Here is a 17,889-nt window from a genome sequence, read left to right on the forward strand (position 1 = left end):
CGAAATAGAAACGCAAACGCAACGGCGTGGAGTATCATTCACACTATGGATAAGGCAGAACAGAACCAGACAGACAACACGGTAAAGAACGGCACAGCACCCAATACCTCGGGGAATACCTCGGGCAATATTCCGGGGAACAGCCCGGTGGGTGCGTCTGCGCGCCCTGAAACTGTTGCATCTGAAACTACCGCATCTGAAGCCGCCGCTGAGAATACCACGAAGGCTGGTTATACCCAGTCGGCACCGGCAGAATCCAGTGCCGCCAAAACTAGTGCTGCAGCAAGTAGCCCCGCAGAGGCTACCGCCCCCGGCATGGAGGCAGTACAGGTTGATGCCGTGCAGATTGATAGCGCCCGCCTGGACAGCACCCACTCCGTCTACTCCACCGACCTGAACCCCGACGACGACTACGAAGAAGTCGTCGAAGAATACGCCACCACCGATGCGCCGGACGGTACGCACCGCGAGGAGCGCCGCATCACCCGCACCACGCATCACCCGCACGGCAAGGGCGACCAGAAAGCTGGCACCCAGAAGGCAGGCACCCAGGGTAACCCTGATAGTGCCGCCGAGATTATTGACGTAGGCGAACCTGAAACGCACACCACGACCATCCGCACGGTCACCCGCACCGTCACGGACCCGCCGCGTCGCGCCCCGCGCACCCGCCTGTTCCGCACGCTCAGCAAGTACCGCGGCGAGAAGAACCTGGCCGCGTGGGAGGAGCGTTCCTCCCGGCCCATGTTCGTGGCGTCCGTGCTGTACTTGCTCGCGTTTGCCGCGCCCATCATGAGTACGCGCATTCAGGAGCCGTACGACGGGTACCTCAACATCATTCAGATGATTCTGTGGGGCCTCTTCGCCGCCGACTACTGCGTGCGCCTGTACCTGGCGCCGCGGCGACTCTACTTCATCACGCACAACCTGATGAACCTGGCCATCGTGCTGCTGCCGGCGTGGCGTATCGTTAGCTTCCTGGCCATGATTCACCTGACCGCCAACCGCCAATACAAGAGGCTCTCCGAACTGGGGATGAAGCTCTTCGGCTACACCGCGATCTTCATCATCATGTTTGCCCTGTCGATCTATTCGGTGGAGTCCTCCGAGCCGGGCGCGATGATTCGTGACCTGCCCACCGCCTACTGGTGGATGTTCACGACCCTCGCCACGGTCGGCTACGGAGACGTTTACCCGGTCACCGGTATCGGCAGGGTCATCGCCGTGATCGTCATGCTGTACGGCGGGGGCTTGGTCGCGGTTGCTACCGGTGCGCTCGCGAGCTGGATTATCGAAAAGTTTGGTGGCAGGGAGGAGCAGGAGTACCCCGCAACCAAGGCTGACGTGGACGATCTTCGCCAGGAGATTTCTGAGTTGCGTGCCCTGCTGGCTCGTGAGTATGCGCGCCGTGAAGCCCGCGACTACACGTTGCGTGAGGTCGTGGATGAAGACGGTGTGCACCCGGTTCCTTCGGATGCGGAGGCGGCACGCCGCGCCGGTTTCAGCGCCGCCGCGGGCTTTACTGCCCCTGGTACTCCTGGCGCTCCGGGTGCTGCTGCGGCAGCTTCTGCGGAGGCTACCCCGAACACCGCGCCCGGCGCCGCGCGGGCTGGTGAACCTGCCGACTCCTCGGCATCTCATGAGGTTGCGGTGCGCGAGCAGGAGCCGGTCGCCCTGCTGGAGGAGACCCGCCAGACGTTCACGATTATTCGTGAGAAGTTCTCGCTACGTTCCCGCAAGCAGTAGTCCGCTCGCAAATACCCTGCGGACAGTAACCGGGCTGTAGCGGCTCGGTTGCGGTAGCGCAGATAGCAGCGCAGATATAACAGTTCAGTTGAGGCTTGGCGCTCAAACCCACACCGCATACTTATTGAAGCGGTGGGTTTGGGTGCCGAGCCCACGCGAAGGCAAGACGAAGGCAAGAAAATTGCCGCCCACGCCACCGTGCGGGATATTTCGCCTTGTCGAGGCAAAATTAGCCCGTGGAGAGTGCAAATTGGGGCTCGTGTGCGCGAAAAACCCCTCAACTTAAGATCTAATGTGACCAAACTATCTTTTAAAAATGGCCGCCACTGGTGAAACTCCTAGCCAGAGCCTATAAACTATCTACCGTGCCGGTTATCGAACGCCCTGTAGCCTCAATGCGCTACGGGGTGTCGTCGTATCCCCACCTCACTCACGGGGAGGCACCACTCAACTCACAAACTCACTCAAACACATACTCTGTTAGGACACGTTCGTGGTACCTAAGTCCACTCTGGGCGCGCTCGCTCTACTCGGCGCGCTCTCTCTCACCGCGTGTGCACCCGCACCGAATAACGCCTCCGCAAGTGCGGTTGTTGACCCCGCAGCTTTTGAAACCGTCGAGCCTAGTGCCGTTTCCGCCCCCGGCGATGACAGCACCGGAATTAAGGCGGCGGTTAATGCCTCGCATGACCCGTCGATTCACCCTACCGCGACCCAGCCCACTGAAACCCCCGCGCCGGCGGGTGCCGGTAGCTATACGCCGGATGCTCAGGAACAGACCGCATACACCGCGGCGCCCATGCCTTCCTCTGCAGCCGTTGCGCGCTCGCAGAAAATCATGGACGGCACCTGGGTTCAGCAGGACTCCACCAACCTCGAGAACTACATGGATGCCGTCATTCACGACGGCATTATCGAGGTCACCTACCACCTGAACCACGAAGAGCTGGCAACCCCCTTCTGGGTTGGCACTTTCGAGGCGAAGACCGGCAACTTCAGCTACATTTCGCACGTGGACCATGCGAAGCTGAGCCATGCGCCGTACGCCTCCGATAAGGAAACCAAGGAATTCACCATGGAGGACGGCGTGCTGAGCTTCCCCATGACCTTTGAGGGTGCCACCCGCATCATTCACCTGGAAAAGCAGCACAGCTAAGCGCGCTGCCGGGGGAGTTATCTCATATCTGGCACGCATGACGGACGGGGCGTTCCTGTTGCCGCGTGTGGGTTATAGAATGGGACTATGAGCGAGAACACGACCCCCGAGCACGGCACCGCAGCCTCGGTGCAGGATTCCTTCGAGCTGCCCAGCGCACCGGACCAGTTCCAGCGCCTGTGGACCCCTCACCGCACCGCCTACGTGAGCGGTGGCCAGAAGGACTACACCGAGAAGACCTGCCCCTTCTGCACCGCGCCCAGCCGCAGTGACGAGGAGTCGCTGATTGTGCATCGCGGCGAGCATGCCTTCGTGATTCTCAACCTCTACCCGTACAACCCCGGGCACCTGCTGGTCTGCCCGTACCGCCACATCCCGTTCTACGATGACGCGACCGAGGCAGAAACCATAGAGATTGCGCAGCTGACCCAGCTCGCCATGAAGGTTCTGCGCGAGGTGTCGCATAATGACGGCTTCAATATCGGTATTAACCAGGGCAAGGTTGGCGGCGCGGGCATTGCTGATCACCTGCATCAGCATATTCTGCCGCGCTGGAGTGGGGATACGAACTTCCTGCCGATTATCGCTCACACCAAGACCATGTCCCGCACGCTGGACGATATGCGTTCTGCGATTGCGGAGGGGTTTGCTCGCCTCAGCTAGATGGCGTGGATCATCCGTCAGATAGTCTGGGTGGCTTGGTGATTTTGAAATTTTGCACTAATTGCTTCAATTTGCCAGCTAGTGCATAGAAATTCTGCGTCATAAATGCGCAGATTGGGCAGTCGATGCGTATTTGAATGATGTTATGTCCATTGGATATGGCAAAGTTTTAAATGCAGCAAGGCTGCGGGGAAGCTTCCGGCTTCCAAAAACACCGCATAGCTCACCGAAAAATAGCGGTCACCGATCGCTTTCGGGCTTGGCAGGGTAAGCGCCCTGCCTCAACCACAGAGGTCAGCGCCTCAGCTGAGAACCCACCCCGTCGTGCATGAACGCACGGCAACACTGCGGGGGTGCGGATCAGCGTGAAGGACGCTGGCCTCTTTTGCTTTCCGAGGATGTGCGCCTGTATCGAACGCTTAGATGCGCCGCCAATGGTTCGATACCCGGATGCACCGCCCCCACCCCGCGAGAAAGAACCCGCCAGACCCGCTAGAGTGGAATGCTATGGACTACCCCAACCTGCTTGAGACTGCTTTCGACGAGTTTAGCGCTGCGCCCGCCGCCGGTAATGGTGCCGGTGCCGGTAATGACGTCGCCGCCTGTGATTCTGCAGGCGCGCCGCAGCTACTCATCTGGAGGCAGATCCGCTGGTCCAACCGCCGCCCGCTCATTGAGGTGGAACCGGTCGTGCCCGGAGGGGTCCCTGAAGGAGCTCATAACCGGGCATCTCAAGCGGTGGGAGAGGGCGCCTCCACCCAGGAAAGAAGCCCCGCGCAGCGTGGCGTTCCAAGTGGGGTTCGCATCCAGATTCCGCTGACCCCCGGCGCCTACCTGGGGTTGCGTATTCCGCGCGATAGCGAGGGGGAACTCTACCGCTACTGCGCCGGATACACCACCGGCACGAGCAATGACGCCGCCCCCGAATCCGCGGGAATCCGCCGCGTACCCTGCCCCGAAGGCACCCGCATCCAGCGTGGCCAGCAGTGCCCGCGCTGCACCGCCCGCGACGAATTTACCGCCCTGCACAGCGCGCACCTGTACCCCGGAACGCTCACCGAATCCATGCGCGCCTACGCCATGCTGGAGCACCGCCTCTACATCGCGACCTTCCCCGACGGTACACACAAGGTCGGCACGAGCTCCCTGCATTCGACCCCGCGCCGCCTGGACGAGCAGGCGGTCGCCACCGCCACCTACATTGCGCTTGCACCTGACGGCCTTGCCATTCGCCGCGCCGAGGACGCCGTGACCGCCCTCGCGAAGATTCCGCAGGTCAAGCAGGTGGCGAGCAAGTACCGCGCCTGGACGAACCCGCTGCCCGGTGCGCAGCTTCGTGTTGCCCATCAGGAGGCGGTTGCCCGCGCCCGCGAAGCGCTCGCCGAACTAGCACGTACCGACCCGGAGGTGCCGCTCACCGCCCTGGATGAGCCGTGGATTCCGTCGCTTGCCATGAACCGCCCGTATGCGGCTCTGCGCGCGCAATCGCCCGAACCGCTGGCGCCCTGTGAATCTGGTCTGGGTGGTTCCGGTACTGAGAGCGGGGCGGCTGGCTTCTTCTGCACGGGCGCGGCGGGTCAGTTTTTGAGCGCCCACACCGGCGATGCTGACGCGGCGTTCCTGGTGAATACTGCCGCGTGGCGGAATGTGCTGGTGGAGCCGGCGCAGGAGTTCACGCGGGTGAGGGTGCAGGGTTCTCTGTTCTAATACCGCCGTCTGCCGCCCCGTCCGGCATGAGCGAACGAGCCCAGCGGACCATTCAGCCGCTGGCGTGCGTGTACTAAAATGGTAAGCATGTCCAAACCCCTCATTCGTCTTCTCGGCCAGGGCGTACGCGCCGCGACTAAGCTTCGCGGCGGCGGCTCCGCCTTCCCCGGCCTTGTCATGGAAAAATTGCACCCCGACTTCGTTGCTGAAGAGCTCGCGAAGCTGCCCTACGGTGTGGTTGTTGTCTCCGGTACGAACGGTAAGACCACCACCACGAAGATGGCTGTGCAGCTGCTTGAAGCTCAGGGTCTGAAGGTTTTCACTAACCGCACCGGTTCGAACTTTGTGCGCGGTGTCGCCGCGGCACTGCTGGGCGAGATGACCCTCGGCGGCAAGCTTGATGCTGATATTGCTGTGCTTGAGCTGGATGAGGCGCACGCCGTGCACTTCGTGAAGGCCGTCAAGCCCGACTACGCTCTGCTGCTGAACGTTCTGCGTGACCAGCTGGACCGCTTCGGTGAGATTGACACGACCCGCCGCATGTTGGCGACCGTCGCCTCCGCAACGACCGGTACCGTGGTGCTCAACCGTGAGGACCCGCGCATCCGCTCCCTCGCTGAGAACGTGCAGCCTGGCGTGACCGTCAAGTATTACGGCCTGGATGAGTCCCTGCGCTCGTACTTCCCCTCGGATGATGAGATGCGCGGCGGCACCGTCGCGAAGGCAACCCTGCCCGAGGCAGACGTCACCCTGACCGCGTTCTCCGGCACCTCCGCAACCTTCGACCTGGCGGGTGTGGAGCGAGTCGGCGAGATCAACCTCTACGGCATTTACAACATCTTCAACGCGGCTGGAGCTATGGCGCTGACCCGCGCCGTCATGGGGGAGAAGCTCAACGAAGATAGGCTCATCGCGGAGCTGGCGAAGATTACCCCCGCCTTCGGTCGCGGTGAGACTCTGAACGTGAACGGCCGCCCGCTGCAGCTGCTGCTGGTGAAGAACCCGAGCGGTTTCCGCCTGTCCCTGGCGAGCGCGAACGCTGACGACTACGCCACCATGATTACGATTAACGACCAGTACGCTGACGGTCGTGACGTGTCCTGGCTGTGGGATGTTGACTTCGACAGCTTGAAGAAGACCGGCGTGCAGATGGTTTCGGGTGTGCGTGCCTGGGATATGGCGCTGCGCCTGGAGCATGACGGCGTGAAGGTTGACGAGGTCAACGAGAACCTTGCCGATGCGCTCAAGGGCTTCATTGCCTCCAGTGGTAACGCGCCCATGCGTATTTTCTGCACCTACACCGCAATGCTGGCTCTGCGTGAAGAGCTCGCAAAGATCACTGACGTTGAGAGGGTCTCCTAATGACGGCAACTCACACTTTTGAGGGCACCCCCGCCTCCGGCCCCAATAACGGTAAGACTCTGCGTATTCTGCAGCTGTACCCGCTCGATATGAACATTTACGGCGACTGGGGTAACACTCTGGCGTTGGCTCGTCGCGCGCAGGCGCACGGCTTTGACGTGCAGATTCTGGACCACAACCCCGGTCAGCCTTTCCCGGAAGATGTTGACATTATTCTGGGTGGCGGCGGTCAGGACTCGGGTCAGTCCGTGATTCAGGATGACCTGCACGCGAACGGTGACACGCTGCGCTCGCTGGCTGAGGCTGGTGTGCCGATGCTCGTCATTTGTGGTCTGTACCAGCTGTTCGGCAAGGAATTCCGCACCCGTGAGGGTGAGGTGCTGAAGGGTATCGGCATTTTTGATGCGCACACGGTCGGCGGCGATGACCGCCTGATCGGCAACATTGTTGAGGAGTCTGAGGAGTTCGGCACCGTGATTGGTTTTGAGAACCACTCGGGCCTGACTTACCTGGGTTCCGGCTGCACCCCGCTGGCTACCGTCACCAAGGGTGAGGGCAACAACGTGACCGATGTGTATGAGGGTGCGCGCGTGCACAACGTGATTGGCACCTACCTGCACGGCTCGCTGCTGCCGAAGAACCCGAAGATTTCGGACTACCTGATTGAGCAGGCGGCTAAGCGTAAGTTTGGCGAGTTCACGCCGAACACGATTGACGACTCGCTGGTGGAGAAGGCACGCGCTTCGGCTGCGTCCCGCCCCCGCTAGCCTATTCCTGGCGGTGGCGTGCACTTTCTGAGGTGGTGTGCGCCTCCGCTACGGTATAGTTGATTGAGTTATAGTACAGTGCGCGGGGCGTTTCGCCGTGTCCGTGCAGAGGTTTTGACTAAGGGAGATACGAATGTCCGGTCACTCTAAATGGGCGACTACTAAGCACAAGAAGGCTGCTATCGACGCTAAGCGCGCGAAGGCTTTCGCGAAGTTCATTAAGGCAATTGAAGTTGCAGCACGTATGGGCGGCGCTGATATTGCTGGTAACCCCGCTCTTGACCTGGCTGTGTCGAAGGCGAAGAAGAACTCCGTTCCTAACGACAACATTGACCGCGCAATCAAGCGTGGCGCTGGCCTGACCGGTGAGACCATTGACTACACCGAAATCATGTACGAAGCACGCGGCCCGCAGGGTACCGCTCTGTACATTGAGTGTCTGACCGATAACCGTAACCGCGCAGCGTCTGAGGTTCGCCTGGCTGTGACCCGTAACGGCGGCACCATGGCAGACCAGGGTTCGGTTGCGTTCCTGTTCGAGCGTAAGGGCGTTGCTGAGGTCACCAAGACTGACGGTCTGACCGAGGACGACGTTCTGATGGCTGTTCTGGATGCAGGCGCCGAAGAGGTTCTGGACGAGGGCGACGTGTTCACCGTTGTTTCCGCACCGACCGATCTGCCCGAGATCCGTAAGGCACTGGACGAGGCTGGCCTGGAGTACAACAACGACGACCCGGTCTTCCGCCCGACCATGCAGGTTGACCTGGACGCTGAGGGCGCTAAGAAGTTCATGAAGCTGGCAGACGCTATTGAAGAGCTCGACGACGTTCAGAACGTCTACTCGAACGCTAACGTTTCTGCTGAGGTTATGGCAGAGCTGGAAGCTGAGTAATCACAGCTGAGTAATCACTCGGATTCTGATATCTGATGCTTGAAGAAGCCGCTCCTTTGACCGAGCCGCCGCACGGTGGCTGGCTGGTTGGGGGAGTGGCTTCTTAGCGTCTGGAGATGTGGCGTTTGAGGGCGCGCGGAGTACCGTACTTGCGGTGACCGTTCTCGTGGCGTGCCCCGGTGCCGAGTGCTAGGATTCTGGAGGACTGAAATCTAGAGATTCTCTAGGGAGTTTGCCGAAAGGGGAGATGATGGCTGCCGCTCAACCTGCCTCACGCGATAGCATGCGTGAGAACCGTACCGCCGCCGCCGTGGAGCGCGTGCCGGGTGCAACCCGCATCATGGGTGTTGACCCGGGTCTGACCCGCTGCGGCTTCTCCATGCTCGATATGACCGCCGACCGTAAGGCGCACTTCGTGAACGTGGGTGTTGCCGGCACGATCCCGGCGGAGTCCCTGGACCAGCGTATTCTCTGGATTTTCAACGCCGCCTCCCACTGGCTCGACACCTATAAGCCGGATGCCCTGGCGATTGAGCGTATCTTCGCTCAGGAGCAGGTGAACACGGTGATTGGTACGGCGCACGCTTCGGGCGCGGTGATTTCTGCTGCGGCGATGCGCGGCGTGCCGGTGTTCTTCCATACCCCCTCAGAGGTGAAGGCGGCGGTGACCGGTAGCGGCCGCGCCGATAAGGCGTCGGTGGGCCGCATGGTGACCCGTATTCTGGGGCTGGATTCCATGCCGAAACCTGCCGATGCTGCTGATGCCCTGGCGATTGCGATCTGTCACGGCTGGCGTGGCGGCGGTATTGGTTCGGGTATCAACATGGCGGCCCAGACGCAGACTCACCAGGGTTCACGCCCGGCGCAGGCTCGCCGTGGCGGGTTGTTGACTCCGGCGCAGCGTGCCTGGATGGAGGCGGAGGCGCGCGCTCGCCGCTAGAGATGCCGCCGCTAGAGGTGCCTTCGTGGGTCTGTGCCTTGCCTCCTGCTGACTCGCATGTATTCGCTAAGAAGTTCGAATATATGCTTGATTTCAGAAGAAATATTCTAATATACTTGTAGTGTCTCCCCGTTGAACTGGGGGAGTGCGTTCTGTGGGTGCCGGAGTTCCCGGTGTCCTCACACTGCCGCGAGCCTCATTCCTGGGCGCGGTGTTGAAAGGTGGAGAGAAATGATTGCATCCCTGACCGGTCGTGTGGCTCAGGTGGGCCTTGATCATGCGGTGATTAACGTGAACGGTTTTGGCATGCTCGTGTACGCTACCGCGCGTACTCTCTCCAAGCTGCGCACCGGTGAGGAAGCTACCGTGCTGACCACCATGATTGTGCGTGAAGAGTCGATGACTCTGTACGGTTTTTCGGAGCCTGCCGAGCGTGAAGTGTTCGATATGATGCTTTCGGTTTCCGGTATTGGTCCGCGTATTGCTCTGGCGGTGTTGAGCGTTCACACTGCCGCTGAGGTGGAGCGCGCCGTGGCGACCGGTGACGATAAGGCGTTCACGAAGGTTCCCGGTATTGGTCCGAAGGGTGCCCGCCGTATTGTGCTGGAGCTTGCCGGCAAGCTGATTCTCAGCGATGGCCAGACCGATGAGCTGCCGCTGAGCCAGGGCATTGTCTGGAAGCCGCAGGTGCTTGACGCCCTCACCTCCCTGGGCTGGAGCGAGAAGGACGCTTCCGCCGCTATTGACGCTTACGTGCAGCACAACCCTGCCGCAGAGACTGAGCCGGTGGGCGTGGCTCTGCGTGGTGTGCTCGCCTCCTTGGGTACTCAGAACACGGTGGGCCGCCACTAGACGGCGCGCCCCTGTCAGATGTATCCCACTCAAACTTTTGTGAAAGAAGAATTCTATGAGCCAGAATCCCTATGAGCCGCAGCCCGCGGCGTCCCTGGTTTCCGGCGGGTATTTTCCCGGTCAGGTGCCCGGCACTCAGGCGTCTTCAGCTCCCGCCCAGCGCCTTGTGGCGATGGAAGAAGAGCCCGAAGAGAAGATGATTGAGGCGGCACTGCGCCCTAAGTCCCTGGACGACTTTGTGGGTCAGCGTCGTGTGCGTCAGCAGCTGTCCCTGGTGCTGGAGGCTTCGAAGATGCGTGGTCGTAGCGCCGACCATGTGCTGCTGTCTGGCCCTCCCGGTCTGGGTAAGACCACTCTCGCGATGATTATTGCGGCAGAGATGGAGGCGCCGCTGCGCATTACCTCCGGTCCGGCGATTCAGCATTCGGGTGATTTGGCGGCGATTCTGTCTTCGCTGACTCCCGGTGAGGTGTTGTTCCTGGATGAGATTCACCGTATGAGCCGCCCTGCTGAGGAAATGCTCTACATGGCGATGGAAGATTTCCGTGTGGACATTGTGGTCGGTAAGGGTGCGGGTGCGACTTCCATTCCGCTGGAGCTGCCGCAGTTCACTCTGGTGGGTGCGACGACCCGTGCGGGTCTGCTACCCGGTCCTCTGCGTGACCGCTTCGGCTTTACCGGTCACCTGGAGTTCTACTCGGTGGAGGAGCTGGAGCTGGTGCTGCGCCGTAGCGCTGGTCTGATGGATATGCAGATTACCTCCGAGGGTTTCACGGAGATTGCCGGTCGTTCCCGCGGCACGCCGCGTATTGCGAACCGCCTGCTGCGTCGTGTGCGTGACTGGGCGTTGGTGAACGGCGTGGACCGCATCAATGCGACCGATGCCGCAACCGCGCTGGACATGTACGAGGTAGATTCGCGCGGCCTGGACCGTCTGGACCGCGCCGTGCTGGAGGCGCTGATTCACAAGTTCGGCGGCGGCCCGGTGGGTCTGTCCACCCTCGCCATTGCGGTGGGTGAAGAGACGGAGACCGTGGAGACGGTTGCCGAGCCCTACCTGGTGCGTGAGGGCCTGATCGGTCGTACCCCGCGCGGTCGTGTGGCTCTGCCCGCGGCGTGGGAGCACCTCGGCTTGGAAGCGCCGGAGATTCAGCTCTAGACCCGTATCAGCTTTAGGGCCGCATCAGTTGATAACACAGTAGTAGCCCGTGGGAGGTATCAGCCTCCCGCGGGCTTCTCTGCGCCCCGGTAGCTTTTCTGCAGGCGCGGCAGCTCTTCTGCGCAGGCGCGGCAGCTCTTCTGCGCGGGCGCGGTAGCTCTTCTACCGGTTCTGCAGGCGCTGTCGGGTTCCAATGGGCTCTGCCGGGCTCTGCTGGTCTTTACCGGCGACATAAAATTACGCCGAGAGAGTCCAAAACTCAGGTTAACCTCACAAAAACGCTGGTTCGGGGCGCTAAAGCTCATGCTCTCGCGTAGGATGGATACGTACTGTATCTACGATTCCACACCTTCTGGTACGCTCAACCCTCGCGGTGAGCGGCACGGGTGCGGATGTGAAAGTGAGACCATGGATTTTAACCTCCTGATTATGATCGCCATGATGGCGCTGCTGGCATGGATGATGTTCTCTGCACAGAAGCGTCAGCGTAAGCAGATGGAGGAACTGCGCGCAATGCAGCAGTCTCTCGTCCCCGGCACCCAGGTGATGACTGGTTCCGGCATCTACGGCACCGTTGTCAGCACTGACCTTGAGAACAACAAGCTGCAGCTTCAGATTGCGGACGGTGTTGTTATCACCCTGGCACTGAACGCGATTATGACTGTCGTTGAGGAGGAAGCCCCCGCGGCGCCCCTGACCGAGGACGTGTACGAGGCTACCGCATCCGAAGCTCCCGCTTCCGATACCTCTTCTGATACTGCTAAGTAATTCAGAGCGTATGAGCCCGGCGCCCAGTGAGCGGCGTCGGGTTTTCGCGTTACGGAATCTGTAGAACACTCAATACTATTCACACGAAGAAGGAACATTATGGCTAAGCGTTCACCGCTTGCAGCCGCGCGAGGGGCACTCCTCTCGATGGTCCTGCTCATGGTTGTTATGGCTGCCGGTATTTTCGGCACCACCTACTCGGGAGGTTCTTGGGCACCGAAGCTCGCCCTGGACCTTTCGGGTGGTACTCAAATGATTCTTTCTCCGAAGGTCAATGGCTCTTCGGATGAGAACGTCTCCCAGGAGCAGTTGAACCAGGCGGTTGAGATTATTCGTCAGCGCGTTGATGGTGCCGGCGTTTCGGAGGCGGAGGTTACCACCTCCTTCGGCTCGGGCAATAACGTAGTTGTTTCGGTTCCCGGAACGATTAGCGCTGAGACTCGTCAGCTGATTCAGGCGTCTGCAAATATGACGTTCCGCCCGGTGCTGCTGTCTGGTGCCGGTACTGCGGTGGCTGAGGATGCCCGCACTGCGGACGATAAGCTGCCCAAGCCCTCCGCGGAGCCGACTGACGGCTCTGACCGTAACTGGATTACTGCGGACCTGTACAAGCAGTACGAGGCGAAGGACTGCACCGCGGCACGTAATGAGGATGCCGATAGTGCTGACCCGACTAAGCCGATGGTGGCGTGTTCCACTGACGGTCAGGAGAAGTACATTCTGGGTCCTGTGGAGCTGAGCGGTAGCGATATTTCTACCGCAAGCCACTCGCAGGAGACGACCGGTCAGGGCGTGACTACGGGCCGTTGGGCTGTGAACATTCAGTTCAACGATGCTGCTCGTGAGAAGTTCCAGAACATTACTTCTCGCCTGAACGCGATTCGTGCGCAGAACGCAAATGATCCGCGTGCCCGCTTCGCGATTCTGCTGGACGGCAAGGTGCTGTCCTCCCCGGTGTCGCAGGCAGTGATTTCTGACGGTAAGCCGCAGATTACCGGTAACTTCACTGAGCAGGAGGCGAAGGCTCTCGCCGATCAGCTCAAGTACGGTGCCCTGCCGATTAGCTTCACGATCCAGTCGGAGCAGCAGATTTCTGCGACCCTGGGTTCGGAGCAGCTGCGTGTGGGTCTGCTGACCGGCCTGATTGGTCTGCTGCTGGTGTTTGTCTACTCGCTGTTCCAGTACCGTCTGCTGGGCTTTGTCACGATGATGTCGCTGGTTGTGGCTGGCATCATTTCGTATGAGGCGATTGCGCTGCTGGGTTGGGCGTTGAACTACCGCCTGTCCCTGGCTGGTGTGGCGGGTCTGATTGTGGCGATTGGTGCTACGGCTGACTCGTTCATCGTCTACTTCGAGCGTATCCGTGATGAGATCCGTGCGGGCCGCACAATCCCGTCGGCGGTGAACCACGGTTGGCAGCGTGCATCCCGCACTATCCTGGCGTCGAAGGCTGTGAACCTGCTGGCTGCTGTGGTGCTGTACGTGGTGTCGGTTGGTTCGGTGAAGGGCTTCGCGTTCACCCTTGGTTTGACTGCGATTGCTGACCTTGTGGTCGTGTACCTGTTCACCCACCCGATGCTGACTCTGCTGGCGAATACTCGTTACTTCGGTGAGGGTCACCGCCACTCGGGCTTGTCGCCTGAGTCGCTGGGCGCTACGCCGCTGTACCGTGGTGCCGGTCGCCTCCGCAGCCCGGAGGAGAAGCAGCTGAGCATTGCTGAGCGTCGCCGTGCAGAGCGTGCTGCCGCTGAGGCTGACGAGTCTGCTTCTGATGAGAAGAAGGAGAGCTAAGCATGGCTACCGATGTGAAACCTAATGCTTTTGCCCGCTTCGGTAATGACCTGCATTCGGGTGCCCGCTCGTACCCCTTCGTGGGTAAGCGCCGCCTGTGGCTGGTGCTGGCTACTGTGCTGATGGCGGTTTCGGTTCTGATTCCGGCTGTTGGTGGCGGCTTCAACCTGGGTATTGATTTCCGTGGCGGTTCGGAGTTCGTGGTCTCGAAGACCGTGCACGTTGATACTGCTACGGGTGAGCGCATTATTCACGAGAAGGCGAAGGACGCTTCGGATGTTCGCGTGACCAATATTGCGCCGGGTACGATTCGTGCCCAGATGAGCAAGCTCAGCGATGATGAGACTCTGCAGGTGAAGGCGGCTCTGCAGGAGGGTTACGGCGTCTCTGAGAATGACGTGACCTCTTCGTTTGTGGGTCCGACCTGGGGTGCGGATGTGACCCGTCAGGCGTTCTGGGGCCTGGTCGCGTTTGTGGTGCTTGCGCTGATTGGTATGGCGTTCTACTTCCGCACCTGGAAGATGTCGCTGGCGTCTATTGCGGGCCTGTTCTTCACCGTGGTGGTGACGGTTGGCCTGTACGCCGCGTTCGGCTTCGAGATCACTCCGAGTGCAATTATTGGTTTCTTGACGATTCTGAGCTACTCGCTGTACGACTCGGTGGTGGTGTTTGATAAGATCCGTGAGAACACCGAGGATGTGCTGGAACGCCGCGACACGACCTTTGCCGAGCAGATTAACCTGGCCGTGAACCAGACCCTGGTCCGTTCGATTAACACCGCTATTGTGGGTGTTCTGCCGGTGGGCGCGATCTTGTTCATTGGTGCGTTCATCCTGGGTGCGGGTACTCTGCAGGACCTGTCCCTGTCGCTGTTTGTGGGTATTCTGGTGGGCATGTTCGGCACGCTGTTCGTGTCTGCGCCGCTGTATGCTTCGCTGCGTTTGGGTGAGGCTCAGATTCGTGAGCACACCGCGAAGGTGGAGAGCGGCAGCTTCAAGGACGCTGAGGATGCTGACGATGCTGAGGGTGATTCTTCGGAGGAGCCCGCCGAGGCTGAGAAGGCTGCGAAGTCCAGCAAGTCTGAGGAGTCCGAGGATTCCGCAGAGGACGAGAAGGCAACCGAGAAGCCCGCTAAGAAGCCGGCACGTGCAACCATTGAGATTCACCGCGTGAACCTGAACGGTTAGCCAACGTTCCGCCAGCGCTACTGGCGCTGCTAACGATAGGGGAGTCGATACCAAAAGGTGTCGGCTCCCCTTTAGCGTGCCCGCTGGTTTGTGCCCGCTGGTTTCTTTCCACGGCGGCGCGGGGCAACAGAATCGGGGGAGTAGCGCCTCCCTCATGCCCCGCTGAACCACCTCATGTACGCCGGCCTAATATTTCACCGGCCTAATGTGTCACAGTGCGGCATAGTTTACGCGCATATTTTGGCTCATATCCGCGTGCTGGGTAGGATAAAGGTAGAAGATACTGCGCGCCCGCATCCACGCCTTTCAACGACGAGCAGATTCGGGGGCTCAGGTCATCGCTGTTACGTCCAAAGGAGCCCGGAATGAGTGCAGAACCTGCCGTGAACACCAACGCTGAGAACCCTGCAGGGACCGCCGAGAAGCCTGCGGTTCGGCCCGCTGGCCCGATTCCTCTACCTGAAACTGATTCGTCTGATGCGAAGAAGAAGCGCGGCTCGCACCGCGTCATGGCTGCTGGCGGACGTGTGCCGAACCGCCTCGTCTTCGGTAGCCGCAGCAGCAAGATGGAGGCCTCCGATTCGCACGGCGGCACCATCCGTTTCTCCCCGATGATTGCGCCGGTCGTGCGTGCCGTGCGCCGCTACCACCCGGATGAGGACATTCAGGTGCTGCAGCGCGCCTACGAGGTGGCGAACCACTACCACGAGGGCCAGAAGCGTAAGAGCGGCGACCCGTACATCACCCACCCGGTGGCTGTGACCGCGATTCTTGCGGAGATGGGCGCGACCGGCCCCGTGCTCGCCGCCGGCCTGCTGCACGACACGGTGGAAGACACCGACTACACGATGGAGCAGCTCACCGAGGATTTCGGCGAGGAAGTCGCCTACCTGGTCGACGGCGTGACCAAGCTGGACAAGATGACGTACGGTGAGAACGCCTCCATCGAGACGATTCGTAAGCTCGTGCTGTCCATGAGCAAGGACATTCGCGTGCTGCTCATCAAGCTTGCCGACCGCCTGCACAACGCCCGCACCTGGCGTTTTGTGCCGCAGGCTTCTGCCGCGAAGAAGGCGGAGGAGACCCTGAAGATTTACGCGCCGCTCGCGCACCGCCTGGGCTTGAACACGATTAAGTGGGAGCTGGAGGACCTGTCCTTCGCCGCCATGAGCCCGGAAATTTACGCCGAAATGGTGCGCATGGTTGGCGAACGCACCCCCGCGCTCGAAAAGTTCCTGAACGAGGCGCGCACCAAGATTACGGAGCGCCTGTCACAGGTCGGCATTGAGGCGACCGTGACCGGCCGCCCCAAGCACTACTACTCGATTCATCAGAAGATGAAGACGAAGGGCCGTAGCTTCGACGAGATTAACGACATCCTTGCCGTGCGCATCATGGTTGAGGAAGAGGCGGAGTGCTACACCGTGCTCGGCCACGTGCTGTCCCTGTGGCCGTCGATGACTGGCCGTTTCAAGGACTACATTAAGAACCCGAAGAACAATAACTACCAGTCGCTGCACCTGACCGTGTACGGTCCGGGTAACCTGCCGCTTGAGATTCAGATCCGCACCTACAAGATGCACGAAGAAGCTGAGTACGGTGTGGCTGCGCACTGGCGCTACAAGGCGGCATCGCGCGGCGAGAAGGTCGCGGCTCGTGGCGGCGCGCCCGCTAAGGACCCGAAGGAGCCAGGCACCCAGACCTCGGCGATGATGAACGTCGGCATCCTGCAGTCTATTGCGGAGATTTCGAACTCCAACCCGGAGTCGGAGAAGTTCTACGAGTCGCTCGCTGACACCCTCGACACCGACGAAATCGTGGTGCTCACCCCCAACGGCGAGGCAATCGCCCTGCCCAACGGCTCCACCCCTGTGGACTTCGCCTACGCTATCCACAGTGAAGTCGGCGACCGTACGGTCGGCGCGAAGGTCAACGGCCGCCTCGTGCCGCTGCACACGGTCCTGCCCACCGGCGCGACCGTGGAGATTATGACCACGAAGAACGAGGACGCCGGACCCAGCGAGGACTGGCTGAAGTTCGTTCGCTCCTCACGCGCTCGCACGAAGATCCGCCAGTACTTCGCGAAGGAACGCCGCCTGGAGGCGCTGCTCGCCGGCCGCGAAATGCTCACTAAGAGCATGCGTAACAGTGAGTTGCCGTTGCAGAAGATGATGAGCCCGGAGATAATGACTCAGGTGGCTCAGCTGCTGCACAAGAACGATGTGGCGTCGCTGTACCGTGCGATTGGTGAGCACGAGATTGCGCCGAAGCAGGTCATTGACACCCTCGTTGAGGTGCACCGCGGCGACGAGCCGGCACCCGAGGTTGAGGTCAGCGACTTTGACGAGACGCTGCTGAAGTCGACCCGCAAGGCGATTGGCGATAACGGTGTGATTGTGCCGGGTGCTGAGGGTGTGCTGACGAAGATTGCGCGTTGCTGCACCCCGGTTCCGCCGGATGACATTATCGGCATTGTGACCCGTTATAACGGCATTTCGGTGCACCGCCGCGACTGCCCGAACATGCGTAACGCTGACGAGGAGCCGCGCGTGACCACGGTCGAGTGGGCGTCTTCGCCGACCGCTACGTACCGTGTGCAGATTCAGGTGGAGGCGCTGGACCGTAAGGGCCTGCTGAGCGACCTGATCCGTGCGATTTCTGAGTCGGGCGTGAACATTCTGGATGCGCGCGTGCACACTTCGGAGGATCGTACCGTGGTGGACCGCTTCGCCCTGGAGCTGGGTGACCGCTTCATGCTGGAGCACGTGCTGAACGTGGTCCGTAACGTGACGGGCGTGTACAAGGCGTACCGCCTGACCGGCGCGAAGCCCTCGGAAGCGTAAATACTTCTCTACGCTGACTTACGCTGAGAAGCCACATGTGTTTCGAAAAGCCACTT

14 protein-coding genes are annotated in these 17,889 nt (G+C 60.7%); all 14 read left to right on the forward strand.

Annotated features, from left to right (window positions below; genetic code table 11):
• Positions 1-45: 45 nt before the first annotated feature.
• The 14 genes from HMPREF2980_RS05850 (at position 46) to HMPREF2980_RS05915 (ending at position 17,833) form a co-directional block, all read left to right on the forward strand.
• The gene (locus HMPREF2980_RS05850) at positions 46-1,746 is read left to right on the forward strand and encodes a potassium channel family protein (protein WP_070690751.1); all 1,701 of its coding nucleotides are present in this window, start codon (positions 46-48) and stop codon (positions 1,744-1,746) included.
• 493 nt (positions 1,747-2,239) lie between these two features.
• Positions 2,240-2,902, forward strand: a complete 663-nt coding sequence (locus HMPREF2980_RS05855; RefSeq protein WP_070690754.1) for a hypothetical protein — start codon at positions 2,240-2,242, stop codon at positions 2,900-2,902.
• A gap of 87 nt (positions 2,903-2,989) precedes the next feature.
• Positions 2,990-3,565 carry an HIT family protein gene (locus HMPREF2980_RS05860; RefSeq protein ID WP_070690757.1) on the forward strand — a complete coding sequence of 192 codons (576 nt, stop codon included), beginning with the start codon at positions 2,990-2,992 and terminating at the stop codon, positions 3,563-3,565.
• Positions 3,566-4,072: 507 nt separating this feature from the next.
• Positions 4,073-5,272 carry a hypothetical protein gene (locus tag HMPREF2980_RS05865; protein WP_070690760.1) on the forward strand — a complete coding sequence of 400 codons (1,200 nt, stop codon included), beginning with the start codon at positions 4,073-4,075 and terminating at the stop codon, positions 5,270-5,272.
• A gap of 78 nt (positions 5,273-5,350) precedes the next feature.
• On the forward strand, positions 5,351-6,634 hold the full coding sequence (locus tag HMPREF2980_RS05870) for a Mur ligase family protein (RefSeq protein WP_070690762.1): 1,284 nt from the start codon (positions 5,351-5,353) through the stop codon (positions 6,632-6,634).
• On the forward strand, positions 6,634-7,401 hold the full coding sequence (locus tag HMPREF2980_RS05875) for a type 1 glutamine amidotransferase (RefSeq protein ID WP_070690764.1): 768 nt from the start codon (positions 6,634-6,636) through the stop codon (positions 7,399-7,401). Before HMPREF2980_RS05870 ends, HMPREF2980_RS05875 begins: the two co-directional genes overlap by 1 nt.
• 133 nt (positions 7,402-7,534) lie before the next feature.
• Positions 7,535-8,293, forward strand: coding sequence for a YebC/PmpR family DNA-binding transcriptional regulator (locus HMPREF2980_RS05880; protein WP_005508777.1), 759 nt, complete (start codon positions 7,535-7,537; stop codon positions 8,291-8,293).
• Positions 8,294-8,543: 250 nt separating this feature from the next.
• A complete protein-coding gene (gene ruvC, locus HMPREF2980_RS05885; RefSeq protein WP_070690767.1) occupies positions 8,544-9,233 on the forward strand; it encodes a crossover junction endodeoxyribonuclease RuvC in 690 nt (229 codons plus the stop codon).
• 231 nt (positions 9,234-9,464) lie between these two features.
• The gene (gene ruvA, locus HMPREF2980_RS05890) at positions 9,465-10,085 is read left to right on the forward strand and encodes a Holliday junction branch migration protein RuvA (RefSeq protein ID WP_005505871.1); all 621 of its coding nucleotides are present in this window, start codon (positions 9,465-9,467) and stop codon (positions 10,083-10,085) included.
• Between the two features lie 172 nt (positions 10,086-10,257).
• The gene (gene ruvB, locus HMPREF2980_RS05895) at positions 10,258-11,244 is read left to right on the forward strand and encodes a Holliday junction branch migration DNA helicase RuvB (protein ID WP_172855776.1); all 987 of its coding nucleotides are present in this window, start codon (positions 10,258-10,260) and stop codon (positions 11,242-11,244) included.
• 408 nt (positions 11,245-11,652) lie between these two features.
• Positions 11,653-12,012 carry a preprotein translocase subunit YajC gene (gene yajC, locus HMPREF2980_RS05900; protein WP_049345512.1) on the forward strand — a complete coding sequence of 120 codons (360 nt, stop codon included), beginning with the start codon at positions 11,653-11,655 and terminating at the stop codon, positions 12,010-12,012.
• A gap of 99 nt (positions 12,013-12,111) precedes the next feature.
• Positions 12,112-13,803 (forward strand): protein translocase subunit SecD, encoded by a 1,692-nt coding sequence (secD, locus tag HMPREF2980_RS05905; RefSeq protein WP_049362687.1) that lies wholly within the window; start codon positions 12,112-12,114, stop codon positions 13,801-13,803.
• Positions 13,804-13,805: 2 nt separating this feature from the next.
• Positions 13,806-14,990: a protein translocase subunit SecF gene (gene secF, locus HMPREF2980_RS05910; protein WP_070690770.1), complete on the forward strand. Its 1,185-nt coding sequence runs from the start codon at positions 13,806-13,808 to the stop codon at positions 14,988-14,990.
• Between the two features lie 365 nt (positions 14,991-15,355).
• Positions 15,356-17,833 (forward strand): RelA/SpoT family protein, encoded by a 2,478-nt coding sequence (locus HMPREF2980_RS05915; RefSeq protein ID WP_070690773.1) that lies wholly within the window; start codon positions 15,356-15,358, stop codon positions 17,831-17,833.
• Positions 17,834-17,889 lie beyond the last annotated feature (56 nt).

Origin of the sequence: Rothia sp. HMSC076D04 (assembly GCF_001814645.1) — a bacterium.
Lineage (GTDB): Bacteria > Actinomycetota > Actinomycetes > Actinomycetales > Micrococcaceae > Rothia > Rothia mucilaginosa.